The 15,123-nt window shown below is 38.3% G+C and carries 16 protein-coding genes; 9 read left to right on the top strand and 7 right to left on the bottom strand.

Annotation, left to right across the window (positions count from 1 at the left end; translation table 11 throughout):
* Positions 1-21: 21 nt before the first annotated feature.
* Positions 22-162: a hypothetical protein gene (locus tag PF327_RS03840; RefSeq protein WP_155993745.1), complete on the bottom strand. Its 141-nt coding sequence runs from the start codon at positions 160-162 to the stop codon at positions 22-24.
* A gap of 186 nt (positions 163-348) precedes the next feature.
* Here PF327_RS03840 and PF327_RS03835 point away from each other — a divergent pair, with 186 nt between their 5' ends.
* Positions 349-1,977 (top strand): inorganic phosphate transporter, encoded by a 1,629-nt coding sequence (locus PF327_RS03835; RefSeq protein ID WP_289401428.1) that lies wholly within the window; start codon positions 349-351, stop codon positions 1,975-1,977.
* Between the two features lie 45 nt (positions 1,978-2,022).
* On the opposite strand, the gene PF327_RS03830 is transcribed toward PF327_RS03835, so the two are convergent.
* Positions 2,023-3,228, bottom strand: coding sequence for a cation:proton antiporter (locus PF327_RS03830; RefSeq protein ID WP_289401427.1), 1,206 nt, complete (start codon positions 3,226-3,228; stop codon positions 2,023-2,025).
* A gap of 119 nt (positions 3,229-3,347) precedes the next feature.
* Here PF327_RS03830 and PF327_RS03825 point away from each other — a divergent pair, with 119 nt between their 5' ends.
* On the top strand, positions 3,348-4,007 hold the full coding sequence (locus PF327_RS03825) for a DUF2459 domain-containing protein (RefSeq protein ID WP_289401425.1): 660 nt from the start codon (positions 3,348-3,350) through the stop codon (positions 4,005-4,007).
* Between the two features lie 22 nt (positions 4,008-4,029).
* On the opposite strand, the gene PF327_RS03820 is transcribed toward PF327_RS03825, so the two are convergent.
* Entirely contained in the window at positions 4,030-5,376 is a 1,347-nt protein-coding gene (locus PF327_RS03820; RefSeq protein ID WP_289401424.1) for an AAA family ATPase, read from the bottom strand.
* 121 nt (positions 5,377-5,497) lie between these two features.
* On the opposite strand from PF327_RS03820, the gene upp reads away from it, so the two are divergent.
* From upp to PF327_RS03805, 3 genes are all read left to right on the top strand, one after another.
* Positions 5,498-6,121 (top strand): uracil phosphoribosyltransferase, encoded by a 624-nt coding sequence (gene upp / locus PF327_RS03815; RefSeq protein WP_289401423.1) that lies wholly within the window; start codon positions 5,498-5,500, stop codon positions 6,119-6,121.
* Positions 6,122-6,326: 205 nt separating this feature from the next.
* The gene (locus PF327_RS03810) at positions 6,327-7,532 is read left to right on the top strand and encodes a molybdopterin-dependent oxidoreductase (RefSeq protein WP_008242939.1); all 1,206 of its coding nucleotides are present in this window, start codon (positions 6,327-6,329) and stop codon (positions 7,530-7,532) included.
* Entirely contained in the window at positions 7,532-7,840 is a 309-nt protein-coding gene (locus PF327_RS03805) for a hypothetical protein (RefSeq protein ID WP_008242941.1), read from the top strand. The genes PF327_RS03810 and PF327_RS03805 overlap by 1 nt, the downstream gene beginning before the upstream one ends.
* A 68-nt stretch (positions 7,841-7,908) precedes the next feature.
* Here PF327_RS03805 and PF327_RS03800 read toward each other — a convergent pair whose 3' ends face one another.
* Together PF327_RS03800 and PF327_RS03795 are read right to left on the bottom strand one after the other, a co-directional pair.
* Positions 7,909-8,649, bottom strand: a complete 741-nt coding sequence (locus tag PF327_RS03800; RefSeq protein WP_289401422.1) for a hypothetical protein — start codon at positions 8,647-8,649, stop codon at positions 7,909-7,911.
* A gap of 56 nt (positions 8,650-8,705) precedes the next feature.
* The gene (locus PF327_RS03795) at positions 8,706-9,359 is read right to left on the bottom strand and encodes a TrmH family RNA methyltransferase (RefSeq protein ID WP_289401421.1); all 654 of its coding nucleotides are present in this window, start codon (positions 9,357-9,359) and stop codon (positions 8,706-8,708) included.
* 79 nt (positions 9,360-9,438) lie between these two features.
* Here PF327_RS03795 and PF327_RS03790 point away from each other — a divergent pair, with 79 nt between their 5' ends.
* Genes PF327_RS03790 through PF327_RS03780 form a run of 3 tightly spaced genes read left to right on the top strand, consistent with a single transcriptional unit; the run spans position 9,439 to position 10,576 of the window.
* Complete coding sequence (locus PF327_RS03790; protein ID WP_289401420.1) at positions 9,439-9,936, top strand: hypothetical protein; 498 nt, start codon at positions 9,439-9,441, stop codon at positions 9,934-9,936.
* Positions 9,937-9,938: 2 nt separating this feature from the next.
* On the top strand, positions 9,939-10,133 hold the full coding sequence (locus PF327_RS03785; protein ID WP_223890674.1) for a YwbE family protein: 195 nt from the start codon (positions 9,939-9,941) through the stop codon (positions 10,131-10,133).
* Positions 10,130-10,576 (top strand): YaiI/YqxD family protein, encoded by a 447-nt coding sequence (locus PF327_RS03780; RefSeq protein WP_008242950.1) that lies wholly within the window; start codon positions 10,130-10,132, stop codon positions 10,574-10,576. Before PF327_RS03785 ends, PF327_RS03780 begins: the two co-directional genes overlap by 4 nt.
* Positions 10,577-10,588: 12 nt before the next feature.
* Here PF327_RS03780 and PF327_RS03775 read toward each other — a convergent pair whose 3' ends face one another.
* Positions 10,589-11,167 (bottom strand): class I SAM-dependent methyltransferase, encoded by a 579-nt coding sequence (locus tag PF327_RS03775; RefSeq protein ID WP_289401419.1) that lies wholly within the window; start codon positions 11,165-11,167, stop codon positions 10,589-10,591.
* Between the two features lie 136 nt (positions 11,168-11,303).
* On the opposite strand from PF327_RS03775, the gene mltG reads away from it, so the two are divergent.
* Complete coding sequence (mltG, locus tag PF327_RS03770) at positions 11,304-12,317, top strand: endolytic transglycosylase MltG (RefSeq protein WP_289401418.1); 1,014 nt, start codon at positions 11,304-11,306, stop codon at positions 12,315-12,317.
* 81 nt (positions 12,318-12,398) lie between these two features.
* Here the strand turns inward: mltG and PF327_RS03765 are convergent, their stop codons facing one another.
* Positions 12,399-14,972 (bottom strand): ATP-dependent Clp protease ATP-binding subunit, encoded by a 2,574-nt coding sequence (locus tag PF327_RS03765; RefSeq protein WP_289401417.1) that lies wholly within the window; start codon positions 14,970-14,972, stop codon positions 12,399-12,401.
* Between the last annotated feature and the right edge of the window lie 151 nt (positions 14,973-15,123).

Below are 15,123 nucleotides of genomic sequence, written 5' to 3'. Positions count from 1 at the left end.
GGACGAGTGATTATCAAATTTTTATTTCCCCTCATTCTCCGGACTATGATCATCAAATTTAACTTCTTCATCTGCAGCTTTCTTTGAAAACATATCTACATCCAGAAAAATTCCAACGACTACACCGATAATAACCCCTACCACTATACTAAATATGTCCATGACCATTCCTCTCTCTTTTTTATTATATTAAACCTTACAGTTATAAAATAGTATAACATAAAATTCTTTTTAACTATTTTTAAATAAAAATAACAGAAGAAATATGATTATTCTATGATCACTACTAAGATTAGTAGGGGTATACTATGGGAATGCACTTATGAGAAAAGGATGAGATAAACAGATATGATACGAATGGCCAAAAAAATGGAAAAAGCGGCAATCAAGAGTAGTGGTTTTGATTTTATAAGACTTGGTTTTGCGCTCTTTTTTCTCGTAGCGGTTTTGACCTATAGTTTTTTAAGCTCAGGGCATATACCAAATAATATGTTTTTAGCTATCGCCGCACTATTTGGTGCCTATATGGCTATGAACATCGGTGCGAATGACGTTGCAAACAATGTAGGCCCTTCTGTTGGTTCAAAAGCACTTACTATGGGTGGTGCCATTGTCATTGCAGCTATATTTGAGGGCGCTGGTGCATTTATAGCCGGTGGAGATGTTGTAAAGACCATTAAAAAAGGTATTATTGACATCAATGCATTCGGTACCAATGTTGATCCTTTTATTTGGGCGATGATTGCAGCGCTCCTGGCTGCAGCACTATGGCTGAACTTTGCAACGATGATGAAAGCGCCTGTATCAACCACCCACTCTATCGTAGGGGGTGTGATGGGAGCAGGTATTGCTGCTGCAGGGTTTACTATCGTGTCATGGGGCACTATGGGTCAAATAGCTGCTTCTTGGATCATATCACCGGTGATTGGAGGAGTCATTGCAGCAATATTTTTATATGCCATCAAAAAAACGATCATATTTCAGAATGACAAAGTTGCCGCAGCCAGAAAATGGGTACCTATTTTTGTAGCTATTATGTCTTGGGCATTTATGACTTATTTAACACTGAAAGGCCTCAAAAAGATCTGGCCTTCGATCGTAGATATTTTCGTCTTTCTCCCGGATGAAAAAACACCTTCTTTCCTTACCGCATCTATATTTGGACTGATAGTGGCTGTAATCGTGTATATAATCATGAATAAAACGGTTGCAAAGAGAGCAACCAATCTTCATAACACCAGAGATTCGATCAATTTACTCTTCACTGTGCCATTGATCTTTGCAGCAGCACTATTAAGTTTTGCTCATGGTGCAAACGATGTAGCCAATGCTATTGGTCCATTGGCAGCGATCAATGATGCTGTGATCACAGGTGGAATTTCGGCTAAAGCTGGTATACCTTTATGGGTGATGGCAGTAGGAGCACTTGGTATTGCTCTTGGACTTGCACTGTATGGACCAAAACTGATCAGAACAGTCGGTAGCGAAATCACCGAACTAGATCAGATGAGAGCATTCTCCGTAGCCATGGCTGCAGCTATTACAGTGATCATCGCTTCTCAGTTAGGTCTTCCTGTCTCTTCAACCCATATTGCAGTCGGTGGTATATTTGGTGTAGGTTTTCTAAGGGAATATCTTGAATCTACTGGGCAAGTAGAACGAATTGAAAAACAGCAGATCAATATAGAAGATGAAAAAAGAGTTTTGAGAGCATATAGCAGTGAACTTATAACATTAGAAGAGAAAACAGATAAATCAAAAGCAGATTATGAAAGAATCGTTGATCTTTATAAAGCAATTGACCAGGAAGAAGAGAGGATTAAAGCGGCAAAAAAACGTATAAAGAGTGTAGAGAAAGTCAAATATGTCAAAAGAGATGCCGTTAAAAAAATTATCGCTGCCTGGGTGATTACTGTACCGGCTTCTGCTGTACTTTCAGCAGCAATATTTTTCATGATTAGAGGCATTGTCCTTTAATCTTCACTTGCCCGTTCTACTAACCAGAACTCACGAATAACGCTACTAAGATCCATTCACCTCATATTTAAAAAGCCATTTCAGTAAAAATGGTGGAGCAATGGTTGTTACAATGATGACAAAGATCAAAACAGCATAGATCTGATCATCCAGTATACCGTTTACACGCCCTACTTCTGCAAATATCAGCCCTACTTCTCCTCGTGGGATCATAGAAATACCGATCAATGCTTTCTTCAATGCACTGGTATCTCTGAGTAAAAAAGCACCTATATATTTTCCAATAATCGCGATCACCAGGAAAACAAATGCTAAACTCCAAAATGTTACAGAAGTAAAGTCAATCACTTTTAAGTTCATTGATAACCCTACCATCACAAAAAAGATGGGTGTAAACATCTGTGCGATAGGCGTTATAGCCATTTTTACTTTCTCTAAAAATACTTCATCATGTTGTAACCCCATTCCAAAAGGAAGTATGAACCGTCTTGAAAGTGCTATACCTGCAGCAAAGGAACCTAAAATTTCAGGGGCACCAAAAAGATGTGACATATAAGCAAAAAGCGCTATAAGTGCTATGATCAACGTCGGTATGAACCCAGGCACTCTTTTATGTTCATCAAATTTCCTCATAAAATGAGAGATAAAATGTGCAAAAGCAGGAGCCAGCAAGAAAAACAGTAGGATAAATACCGTTGTATTCAAGGTATTTGTCAGGCTTAATGTTTGTGTGATTGCATAATCGTAAATAAAAACAAGGACTATCACACCTAATATATCATCCAATACTGCTGCACCAATGACGATCTGGGCAACTTCAGAATGTTCTTTTTGAAGATCTTTCAGTACCCTCATGGTTATCCCTATACTTGTTGCTGTCAGTGTACCTCCGATAAAGAGTGAGACAACCAGTGTCAAATCAAATAGATAGTAGGCCACGAATGCAGAAACAGTAAAGGGAAACACTGCACCAAACAGTGCAACAATGATCGCTTTGCCCCCTGCTTGCTTAAGACGTGCAATATCAGTATCTAGTCCGATTTCAAAAAGCAGAAGAAGAATACCGATCTCGGCCAGTATTTTGAGTACATCATTCACCTCTACAAGACCAAAGCCTGAGACACCAAGAAGTATACCTGCACTAAGCTCACCCAGTACAGAAGGTATGCCCAATCGGGCAAAGAGTTCACCTAGGATCCTTGCCGTGACCAATATTAAAAAAAGTATGAGAAAAAAATTATGTACATCCATACTTTATTGTACAGAAAATAATATAAAATCGATACCATTAAGAGTGTATCGTGTGAATAAAGAGAAAATCTCAATAAGGTATAATAGTGTTTTAATTAAAGGGTTTAAAAAGGTCTCTTATGGAGTGTAACTGCTATCTATATAACATACTAGCAAGCTTGATAGTTTTTTCTGTTACTCTCTTGACCGGTTGCACTAAACCTATCAGCGAATTTTATCCACCGGATCCGGGACGGACTGATAATAAAACAGTTTATGTTGTCAATCATGGAATACACACAGGTATTGTTGTACCAAAACAAGATGCGGTTTATTATATGCATTCTTTTAATGATTTTAAACATGCTAGATATTTAGAGATAGGCTGGGGAGATGAGACCTATTATCAAACGGATCCAAATACGCTTTGGATGGGTGTAAGAGCACTCTTTTGGCCTACAGATTCAGTGATTCATGTCGCTGCATTCCAGACAGATCCCGTAACCTATTTTCACAACAAAGAGGTAGTACCATTAAAACTCTCCCAAGCAGGTTTTACCAGAATGGTAAAAGTCATCTATGATAGTTTTGCATTGAACCAGCAGGGACAGCCTATCAAATTGGGAAAAGGGCTCTACGGCACAAGTAAATTCTATCGCGCAAAAGGATCTTTCCATCTGTTCAATAATTGTAATGTATGGAGTGCAAAAGCAATCCGTTCCTCCGGCTTCCCACTAAACATATTTTCTGTATTTACATCTGATAACATCATGTATCAATTAAAAGAGCATAAAAATTAGTCGTACTTATATGTCTACTCTTTTATAAACTGTCCGGGATCTCACAGGTAATCTTTTCATCACCGACTATCTCAGCGAGTTCTGTACTCTCTACTATCTCCTGTTCAATAAGCTTAAGTGCCAACGTTTCTATCTTATCCCAGTGTGTTTCTACCAACTTTTCAGCATTTTGTTTTGCTACATGCATCCAATGCAAAAACCTTTTTTCTATCTGTTGTTCAAGGAAGTAATTGTCTAAAGTATTGATTGCATTAAGGTTGATATAGCCCAGTTCCTTATCCATCCCCAAGGTTGTAATGGCGGCATAAGCTTGTAAAGAAGCTTGTGAAAGGTCATTCTGTGCTCCACTGTCCATCTGATCATCCCCCATTTTTTTCACTTTTGCTAAACGACCGGATAGCAGAACACAAATATCATGGAACAAGTCTATCTTAGAGATATTGGACAACTGGTCTTCCTCATTGTAAGAGACAAAACCAAGCATCTTGCTTCGTGGTGAAATAGTCACTTGCTCAATTTTAATATGAGGTAAAAGAAGTACTGAAAGCACTGCATGTGCTGCTTCATGATAGGCTGTCATTTTAAGTTCTTTTTCGAGTGTTTCAACCATCTGCTTTTCAACTTTATGCCCGTACTTGATAATATTTATCTGTTCAATGAGTATCTCTTCGGTGATATGCTCTTTATCCTGTTCTACTACACTCAGTGCTGCCATACGCCCTATTCTTTCCAATTCCAAGGCACTCATACCGGTGATATAACGCACAATTCGTTCAACATCTATTTTGGGGTCATGGGGTTTTTCCAAGATCTTTTCTATAAAAAATCTTCTGGCATCCTTGTCAAGTTCCAAAACCTCCAATAAAAAATCAAGCTTTTGTGGTGAAGTGAGTATAGGATCGATCTCATCAAGGCTCTCAGCTGTAGCAAAAGTAAAAACCCGTTCATCTGTGGACTCCAGTATCTTGGCAATATCTGAAAAAGAGACATTGGTGATCGCCCCCTGCATAATGCCTTTTATATCAATATCTTCCAATATAACGATACAGGGAGCATTCTTGGAGGCAATATCGTATACCTCTTTGATATACTCCAGTTCAAAAAGTTTTGAACCTGATATCTCCAGATAAGAGACTCCTGCCTCTTTTGCAAATGCTTTTGCAAGCATACTTTTCCCTACACTTACAGGACCATAGAGCAGTAGACCTTTAGGAATGGGAGTATCAAATCGTTCAAGCATTTTCGGATTTTTAATGATCTTAATAATACCTTTGAGACGTTCTTTGATATGCTTATGCCCTACGATATCATCAAATCCAATTTTAGATTGCTTTATTTTCGGTGTATCTTTTGTTTTTTTTTCTGACATTTTTAACCTTTGTACACTCTATATCATCTAATTCTATCATAACTCTTTCTTTAAACCATATATTCTGTTTCAGTCGTATAGAGTTTGGCTATAATAAAGTATTTAAAGTGAAAGGTATCTTATGATCTATGAACTCTCCAATCCTGTTGCAAAAACTTTATTGAATCATTTACGAGAAAAGAAATCGGATGCATTGCGTTTTCGACATATCGTCCAAGAGTTATCTCGACTTCTTGTCTACGAAGCCTTAAAGAATGAAACGCTTTATGATCAAACAGTCACTACATGGCAAGGTGAGGAAACATTTGGATTTATTAAAGAAGAAGATATCATTTTTGTCACTATTTTACGTGCAGGTCTTCCTATGATAGAATCTGTTACTGCACTTTTTCCAAATGCATCTTCAGGGTTTCTAGCTATGAAACGTGATGAAAACACCCATCAAAGTATACTCTATTATGACCGTATACCCGAGTGTGAAGGGAAAACTGTTATTATTGTCGATCCTATGGTAGCGACTGCTGGATCACTCTGTGATGCGATATCTGTTATTGAAGGGAAATCACCCAAAAAGATCATCTCACTCAATATTATCGGTTCTCCGGAGGGCATGGCAGTTTTAAAACAAAAACATCCAAACGTAGAAGTATTTATTGCACACATTGATAAAAAACTAAATGAGTATAAGTTCATCATTCCAGGATTAGGAGATGCTGGAGATCGATCATATAATACTATGGACTAAAATATTTGTTTAAATCAGATTTATCAATATATTCTTATTCATAAGTAAATATGATTGATAATAAAATGTTAGATAATAGTTAATATTTACGAAAAAAACATATTTACACCTATAAAACCCCTATTTTCAGTATCTATTAAGAGAGAATCTCCCATAATTATATTTATAATAAATATAATTTATTTTCTAAACTGAAAGGTATGTTATGGAAAGAAGAGATTTCTTTAAAAAAGCTATTGTAACTGCTGGTGCTGCAGCTGTAGGTACTAGTACATTAGAGGCGGGGGTAACTACTCAACCTATTGATAACAGAAAAGTATCACCGGTTGCTTTTCCTGAGAAAAGACCACTGATAATGTATTCTGACAGACCACCTTTGTTGGAAACACCTAGGGATGTATTTACCTCTGCACTTACACCAAATGATCAGTTCTTTGTTCGTTGGCATATGCCAGATATCCCAACTCATATTGACCCAGATACCTATACGATCCACGTCAACGGTCTTGTAAAAAATGAGCTCCATATCTCACTGAATGACCTCAAAACCAAGTTTGAACAGGTAGAAGTAACCGCTGTTCTTCAATGTGGTGGTAACAGCCGTTCTGCATTTAAACCTATCGCTGGTGGTATCCAGTGGGGTTCAGGTGCCATGGGTTGTGCAACATGGAAAGGTGTTCGTTTAAAAGATATTCTTCACCTGGCAGGATTGGAAAGAGATGCAAAGTGGATCGGGTTTAACGGTTCTGAAAGAGCTGCTTATTATGAAACACCTGAATTTGTACGTGAACTTGAACTCAGTGAACTTGATGACCACGTGATCTTGGCGTACGAAATGAACGGTGAAGACCTACCATACCTTAATGGTTATCCTCTTAGACTAGTACTTCCGGGGTATTACTCTGATTCATGGGTAAAAATGCTTTCAAACATCACCGTAACCAATGAATATAAAAAACTCTTCTTCATGGATGTTGCTTATCGTGTACCGGATAATGAAACAGAATCAGAAACACCGGAAAAGAGATACCCTACGACAAAGCCTATCAAAAAGATGAATGTCAAGTCTGTGATCGGATATCCGACAAAAGATTCATTGGTATCTCACAAGTCTCATGTCGTAATACGTGGAGTTGCGTGGGATGATGGTCATGGTATACAAGATGTACTCATTTCTACAGATGGTGGAAAGACATGGGATAAAGCCATTCTTGATGACGGTAAACTCGGTCGTTATGCTTATAGAGCCTTTAGATATCCATATAAGCCAACTACATTCGGTAAAGTAACGATCATGGCTAAAGCGATCAATAAAATAGGACAAGAACAGCCATTTGCCAAAGATATCAAATGGAATCATGGTGGATATAAATATAACGGTATCGATGAAGTTACTGTGGAGGTAGTATAATGAAAAAATTGATTTTAATTGCAGCACTGCTGGCATCACCGCTTTTTGCGCAGGTAAACGAAAAAGTAGAAGTACCTTATGTTGCTTTCCCCATCAAAATGGGTGACGGATTCGATGCAATACAGACACATTGTCTTATGTGTCACTCTTTTGGATATATTATAAACCAAGGAAGACAGTCTAAGAAGTTTTGGCGTGGTAAAGTGGATAAAATGATTGTACACTTTAAAGCACCTATGGATGAAGCAGCCGCTAAAATAACAACAGATTACCTTTTTGAACATTACGGAAATGGAAAACTAGAATAATTTTATTACACCACCTCTCATTGAGGTGGAACTCTCTACATAACTATATTATTTACTCTCTTCTTAATTTATCTGTCATTTTTATTTGTTTCTGACTCATTTGTTTTGGTTCTCGTCTCTGTTCTAACGCGCTCTCCATTCTGATTCACTCTGGTCTTTGTTCTGACACGTTCACCATTCTGGTTGACCCTAGTTTTCACTCTGACGCGCTCTCCATCTTGTTTCACTCTGGTTGTCGTTCTGACACGATCGCCATTCTGATTTACCCTAGTCTTGACTCTAACGCGTTCGCCATTCTGGTTGACCCTAGTCTTGATTCTAACGCGTTCACCATTCTGGTTGACTCTGGTCCTTGTCCGTATATTATCTCTAACATTTGTTCTTGTATTTGTATATTCTCTATTAGTGTTGCGATTACGATCACGATTTCTATAGTGACTTGACCTTTGGTAGGCAGCTTTACTTCTATAATATCCATATTTGCCCTCTACCGCACGATAACGGTGTCTATTGTGGTAGCGATACCCTTTATGGAAGTAGTGGCCATGAAGGAATTTACGATCACCAAAATAATAATATCCATTACTGTAATATCCACCATAATAGTAGATTCCACTGTAATAGTAGTATGGTACACCATAATAATATGGATAAGGATAACTTGAAAGAGAGACTCTTACACTAGAGTATGGCACCGGGTCGTAGTATCCGGTATCATAGTAACCTGAATGATAAGTTGTACATCCGGAGAAGAACAAGGTGGAAGATGCTACGGTAACAAGCCCTAAATATTTTGTTTTATTTAACATATGAATCCTTTCAATTTTGTATATCATAGAATATAAAAGTGTAACTATTGTGTAGATTAAAAACCTATTATTTTTTCTTCTAATATAATAGGAATCTGACCTTTACTCTTTCGCGCAATGGTATCACGATAGACCCATGCTGCTTTTATCTCCTCTTTCTTTTCACTGGTCAAGGAAGAAGCATTGTATCTACCAGAAAGTTCACGTTGTCTTTGCGCTTCATAGAGTATCAGTCCTGTGGCTACGGAGACATTGAGACTTTGCACCATACCCTGCATCGGAATGATGATGATTTCATCAGCCAGTTTTACTATCTCAGATGAAACACCCTCTTTTTCATTTCCCATTACAAGTAGTGTAGGTTTTGTATAGTCTACTTCTCTAAAAGAAACCGCCTGCTCTTCAAGATGAGTGACTACCACTTGAAAACCCTGCGTCTTTTTTTCCTTTATAAACGACACCTTATGATCATTATGCATACGGTAACGGTGTGTCCATCTGTGTGCACCCTGTGTGATCGTTTTATGAATACGAACACTCGCATCTTCCTTTGTAGCGTAGTAAACATCAAGGACACCCACCGCATCAGCTGAACGTATAATAGCAGAAAGGTTTTGTGAACTGTAGAGATTATCCAGCATCACTTGCAGATCAGGTTGTTTTTTACTCAATACATCATCAATACGGGTTATACGTTTTTCATTTAACATAACCAATTATAACCATACAAGCTAAATATATAGGCGCTGTAAATTCAGGTATAATTGCAAAAAAATATAAGGAAGTGCTATGTGCGACTTCAACACTTTAACAGAGGAAGAAAAAAAGCATTACCATGAACTGCTTTTAGAGTGTGCAAACAACTTTGGCGGAAAGAACTTTTTTCTTCATCTCTTAGAAGCCATACGAGAGACAAAACCCCATCCGCTTACTGCAGGCAATAGTCAATTCGATATGGAACTAGGGACGATCAAATGGAATAAAGTTATCTTTAATGACAAGCTCCAGCTCTTACTTAAAGCACGTGTCAACGAGAGTGCTCAAGACAATTTTCTACCGGACCCAAATGCGAAGAGCTATAAAAAGATACTCAATGTTGTACGTACATTAAAACCTATTGTATTTCATGTAAAACCTGCCCATAAAGAAGATGGACCGGGTTTTTTCTTCCAGCCTTTTGATACGATAGATGAACATAAAACAAAATTAAATCCTCTCTTTGATGCACTCTTCTTTTGTTCAGTAGAGACCGTAAAAAAAGTACTGAACTACGAACCAAAAGGATAAAAATGACAGGTGGACAAAAAAGAGAAAACATCAAATACGGCTTGGATGTCGGAGTGGTATTGAAAGAAGACCAAGGAACAGGAAGACTCACCTATGGTAAAGTACAAAAGATCCTCACCAATTCCCCTACCCATCCCCATGGTATCAAAGTACGTTTAAATACCGGTGAAGTAGGCAGAGTAAAAGAGATCCTATGACACTCTTCATCGACGGTGATGCTTTTCCAAATCTTCTGAAACCCATCATATTACGCAGTATAGAACGTCTGGCTCTATCCACCAAGGTCATAGCCAATAAAAAGATCCATATCGGTACATCTAAACACATCGAATACATTATCGTTGATCAGGGTGCCGATGAGGCGGATCATCATATCGTAGAATTGTGTGATGCGGGCGATCTTGTCATCACAGCCGACATCCCTTTAGCTGACAGGATCATCAGTAAAGAGGCCCATGCCATAGACCATAGAGGTGAACTCTACAGCGTAGATAACATTAAACAATACCTGGCCATGAGAAACCTTATGGAAAGTATTAGAGAAAGCGGTGAAATGACAAGCGGACCCAAAGCATTTGGTCCAAAAGACGCACATGCCTTTGCAAATCAACTTAATGCATTTTTAGCCAAACATGTATAGATTGATATATTTTTATATCGATCTCAGTTGTGCCACAATAATATAACGATACCCAAAATGACTAATATGAACCGTAAATCCATGACTTTCAAGTTTTTTCTTTAAGACTTCAGGTGGATAGAAGTTACCAGGTTCTCCGAACAATCTTTCTATCCTGCAAAGAATTTTACCTATAAAGGTACTGGAATCAAAATCATAGATAAAAACACTTCCACCGTTTTGAAGCACACGTACCATCTCTTGTATCGATTGATCAACATCCTGAAAATGATGCAGCGCTTCTCCTATAAGTATGGCTTCAAAACTGAAGGTATCAAAGGGGAGTAGCTCTGCATAGGCTGTGTGTGTTTGTATATATTCAGCAGAATATTTCAACATACCCTCAGCAGGATCCACCGCGGTAAATTGAAGATCAGGTCTACAAGCATAGGCAAACTCACTCATGATCCCAGTCCCTGCACCAAGGTCCAATACCGATGCAGATCTTGAAAGTGGTATTAAAAAACGGCAAAGTGACCCTCGTATTTTACGGGGATATATGGCTGGTCCGATGTATTTGAATATCCAACCCAAATGATTAAACGGAATCATGGAGATCTCTCCTTTTTAGACACTTTACATCACTATAACACATTATAATATATGACAATTTGACATATATCCATACCAAATTATACAACTTTGATATAATGGTCAAATAAAAACATCAATGAAGTCATAGGCATTTATGAAAAAGATACTTTCAGATATTTACAGAAATTTTGTTCTTTACTTTCAAATCTATATGCTTCTATTACTCATTCCTCTTACTTATAATTTCATTCCGGTCAATGAAGGGACTAAAACATTCTATATATCCTCATCAAACATAGATGACGTGATTCATACACTCAAAACAAACGGCTATGAAGTCACATGGTTGGACAAATTGATGTTAAAACTTAGAAAGACGCCGGATGAAGGATGGTATAGTGTTGAACCTAGTGAATATGGACGTATTTTATTTTTCCAGCACCTCTATCAACAAAAAACAGATGAAATCATGGATATCGTGGTATATGCCGGTGAAACGAAAGAGGAACTTATTGCACGTCTTGCCAATGATATGAAACTGGATCAGGATAAATTGTTACAGATATACGATACCCTTGCTCATTTCAAAGAAGCAGATATATTAGCTCAACGTTACACTCTTGCACGTAAAGCAGATGAAAATACAACAATGCAATATATTTTCTATAAATCCAGACAAACATTAAACACGTTTGTAAAAGAATATTTTACCACTACACCAGAACGGTTGGAGCTTAAAATTATCCATATCATCGCGTCTATTATACAAAAAGAGAGTAACTCTATTGAGGAGATGCCACTGATCTCATCAGTGATCTATAACCGGCTTGAAAAAGGTATGAGATTACAGATGGACGGTACACTTAACTATGGGCCATATGCTCATACAGTTGTTACACCGGAACGTATCAAAAGTGATGAAAGTGAATATAATACATACAAACATAAAGGCTTGCCGCCACACCCCCTCAGTACCGTCACTTTAGACGCACTGCAAGCTTCCATGAAACCGAAAAAAAGTGACTATATTTTCTTTATGCTGAACGAAAATGGTACACATAACTTTACGGTAACTTACGACGAACATTTGGATAATATCAGGGCTTTTAGAAAGTATCAAAAAGAGAGGGAAAAGGAGAAAGAGACAGAGTTTAAAGCCAGCCTCTAAATATAGAATGATGACTGCCGATCATAAGAAGGGCCATACCTATACATAGGTATAACCCAAAAATATCTTTCTTGAAGTGGATTAAGAGATATGAACGACGATCTCTCCATCGGCAACATCAAAACTTACAGATGAACCTTCAACCACTTTATCTTCAAGTATCAGTTCTGCAAGTCTGTCCTCTACCACTTCATAGAGTGCTCTTTTTAGCGGACGAGCTCCATAGACAGGGTCGAAACCGGCTTCGGCAATATATGCTTTGGCATTGTCTGTCAGTGTGATGGTTATATCACGCTCTGCGAGTTTTGTCTGGATACTTTTAAATAAGATATCCACAATGCTCGTGATCGCATCAAGGTCAAGAGGATTAAAGATCACCTGGTCATCCAGACGGTTAAGGAACTCCGGTTTGAAGTTTCGTTTCAGTTCATCATTTACCGCTGCTCTTCTCTCTTCTTTATCTGTGATCGTCATGATCTTGTCTGATGCAATGTTCGAGGTCATGATGATGATCGTATTCTTGAAGTCGACCGTAACACCTTTGTTGTCTGTCAAACGTCCGTCATCCAGTACCTGCAAGAGTGTATTGAAGACATCAGGATGTGCTTTTTCTATCTCATCAAAGAGTACAACTGAATAAGGTTTTCTTCTGACTGCTTCAGTCAGCTGTCCACCCTCTTCATAACCGACATATCCAGGAGGTGCACCCACAAGTCTACTTGCAGCATGTTTCTCCATATATTCACTCATATCGATACGGATCAGTGACTTCTCAGAGTCGAACAGGAATTTTGCAAGCGTTTTAGCGACCTGCGTTTTACCTACACCTGTTGGTCCAAGGAACATGAAACTACCGATAGGTCGGTTGATATCACTCAGCCCTGCTTTATTACGTTTAATGGCACGTGCGACAGCCTTAAGTGCTTCATCCTGCCCTACTACCTCTTCTTTGAGAATACTCTCTATCGCAAGGATCTTCTCTTTTTCTCCTTGTAGCATCTTGTTGACAGAGATACCTGTCCAACGGCTTACGATGCTGGCGATCATCTCTTCATCCACAGAGTTTTTAAGCAGTGTACCTTCAGACATCATCTGAGTCCATTTCTCTTCAAGACTTTTAAGTTTCTCTTTCTCTGCAGGTATCTGTCCATACTCTATCTCTGCAGCTTTGTTGAAATCACCTTCTCTTTTTACATGTTCTGCCTGTGTTTTTAGTGAATCAATATTTGATTTTATCTCAGCGATCTCATTAAAGACATTTTTTTCATTGTCAAATTGATTCTGAAGCGATACACGTCTTTCTTCCAGATCAGCCAACTCTTTTTCTATCTCTTCCAGACGAGCAGTGTTTTTATCACTCTCCTCCATCTTAAGTGCCTCTTTTTCAACCTGTAGTGTTGAAATATCACGTTTAGACTTAGCAAGATCTGTAGGTTCAGACTCTATCTGCATTTTAAGCTCTGCAGCAGCTTCATCTATCAGGTCAATAGCCTTGTCCGGTAAAAACCTATCCGTAATGTAACGATCACTTAGTTTGGCTGCTGCGACCAAAGCAGAGTCTGTGATATTGACATTATGATGTGCTTCCAGTTTATCTTTGATACCTCTAAGGATCTGTAATGCTTCATTGATACTAGGTTCATCCACTTTAACAGGTTGAAAACGTCTTTGCAGTGCCGCATCTTTTTCAAAGTACTTTCTGTACTCTTTCAGTGTGGTTGCACCTATCGTATGAAGCTCACCTCTTGCCAGTGCCGGTTTAAGTATATTGGCAGCATCCATACTTCCTTCACTTGCCCCTGCACCAACGATCGTATGAATCTCATCGATGAACAGGATGACATTGGCTGCTTCTTTGACTTCATCCACGATCGCTTTTAGCCTGTCCTCAAACTCACCTCTATACTTTGCACCTGCGATCAGTCTACTCATATCAAGTGAGATCACACGCATGTTTTGTAAACTAAGCGGTACCTCTTTGTTTACGATTCTTTGTGCCAGTCCCTCTACGATAGCCGTTTTACCAGTACCCGGTTCACCTATAAGGATAGGATTATTCTTCGTTTTACGAATCAATATCTGCATCATACGCTGTACTTCTTCGTCTCTACCGATCACAGGATCAAGCTCTCCATCCAGTGCTTTTTGATTCAGGTCAATACCATATTGTGAGAGCGCTTCCAATGTCTCATCACCTGATTGTGAGTCTATCTGTTTACCCCCACGGATGCTCTCAAGTGTCTTTTTATATTCATTCATATCAATATATTTACCCAGTGTTTCTTTCATAAAACTCTCACCGGCATTGGCCATAAGCCATGCATCCACTGCCAGATACTGGTCACCGTTCGCAGTCATCACACCTTCTGCATTTTGCAATGATCGTACAAGGTTTTGTGATAATTTAATGTTCTCTTTTGTGACAGAAGAAACCGTTGGTAATTTGTTTGCAATGCTTTTTGCTTCCAATTCTATGGCAGCTTTGTCAGCATTCATTTTGTTGAGGGCTTGATGTAAAATGGAACCGCTGTTTGTAAGTAATGCCCAAATAAGATGAATAGGTTCTACTTCTTGGTTTTTATTATGAAGTGCTAAAGATACCCCCGATTCGATGGTAGCTTGCATTTGATTCGTTAATTTTTCAAGTATACTCATAGAATAACTCCTTAAAATGATTTAAATTTGAATTATTATACAACCTTTAGTCACTTCTTGTCAAGTTTATTTAATAAAATGATTTATGTAGTGTTATCTATAGTATTTGTTATAATAATATACTTGTTTCACGTGTAGTATCTGTGCAAAC

The organism is Sulfurovum xiamenensis, from assembly GCF_030347995.1.
GTDB lineage: Bacteria > Campylobacterota > Campylobacteria > Campylobacterales > Sulfurovaceae > Sulfurovum > Sulfurovum xiamenensis.
The sequence above is the reverse complement of the archived record's forward strand: the minus strand, read 5'-3'. Positions and strand labels throughout refer to the sequence as shown.

Excerpts from the sequence above, each read along its gene's own strand:
- PF327_RS03840 (WP_155993745.1), bottom strand. The coding sequence starts at position 162 with ATGGACATATTTAGTATAGTGGTAGGGGTTATTATCGGTGTAGTCGTT.
- PF327_RS03835 (WP_289401428.1), top strand. The coding sequence starts at position 349 with ATGATACGAATGGCCAAAAAAATGGAAAAAGCGGCAATCAAGAGTAGT.
- PF327_RS03830 (WP_289401427.1), bottom strand. The coding sequence starts at position 3,228 with ATGGATGTACATAATTTTTTTCTCATACTTTTTTTAATATTGGTCACG.
- PF327_RS03825 (WP_289401425.1), top strand. The coding sequence starts at position 3,348 with ATGGAGTGTAACTGCTATCTATATAACATACTAGCAAGCTTGATAGTT.
- PF327_RS03820 (WP_289401424.1), bottom strand. The coding sequence starts at position 5,376 with ATGTCAGAAAAAAAAACAAAAGATACACCGAAAATAAAGCAATCTAAA.
- upp (WP_289401423.1), top strand. The coding sequence starts at position 5,498 with ATGATCTATGAACTCTCCAATCCTGTTGCAAAAACTTTATTGAATCAT.
- PF327_RS03810 (WP_008242939.1), top strand. The coding sequence starts at position 6,327 with ATGGAAAGAAGAGATTTCTTTAAAAAAGCTATTGTAACTGCTGGTGCT.
- PF327_RS03805 (WP_008242941.1), top strand. The coding sequence starts at position 7,532 with ATGAAAAAATTGATTTTAATTGCAGCACTGCTGGCATCACCGCTTTTT.
- PF327_RS03800 (WP_289401422.1), bottom strand. The coding sequence starts at position 8,649 with ATGTTAAATAAAACAAAATATTTAGGGCTTGTTACCGTAGCATCTTCC.
- PF327_RS03795 (WP_289401421.1), bottom strand. The coding sequence starts at position 9,359 with ATGTTAAATGAAAAACGTATAACCCGTATTGATGATGTATTGAGTAAA.
- PF327_RS03790 (WP_289401420.1), top strand. The coding sequence starts at position 9,439 with ATGTGCGACTTCAACACTTTAACAGAGGAAGAAAAAAAGCATTACCAT.
- PF327_RS03785 (WP_223890674.1), top strand. The coding sequence starts at position 9,939 with ATGACAGGTGGACAAAAAAGAGAAAACATCAAATACGGCTTGGATGTC.
- PF327_RS03780 (WP_008242950.1), top strand. The coding sequence starts at position 10,130 with ATGACACTCTTCATCGACGGTGATGCTTTTCCAAATCTTCTGAAACCC.
- PF327_RS03775 (WP_289401419.1), bottom strand. The coding sequence starts at position 11,167 with ATGATTCCGTTTAATCATTTGGGTTGGATATTCAAATACATCGGACCA.
- mltG (WP_289401418.1), top strand. The coding sequence starts at position 11,304 with ATGAAAAAGATACTTTCAGATATTTACAGAAATTTTGTTCTTTACTTT.
- PF327_RS03765 (WP_289401417.1), bottom strand. The coding sequence starts at position 14,972 with ATGAGTATACTTGAAAAATTAACGAATCAAATGCAAGCTACCATCGAA.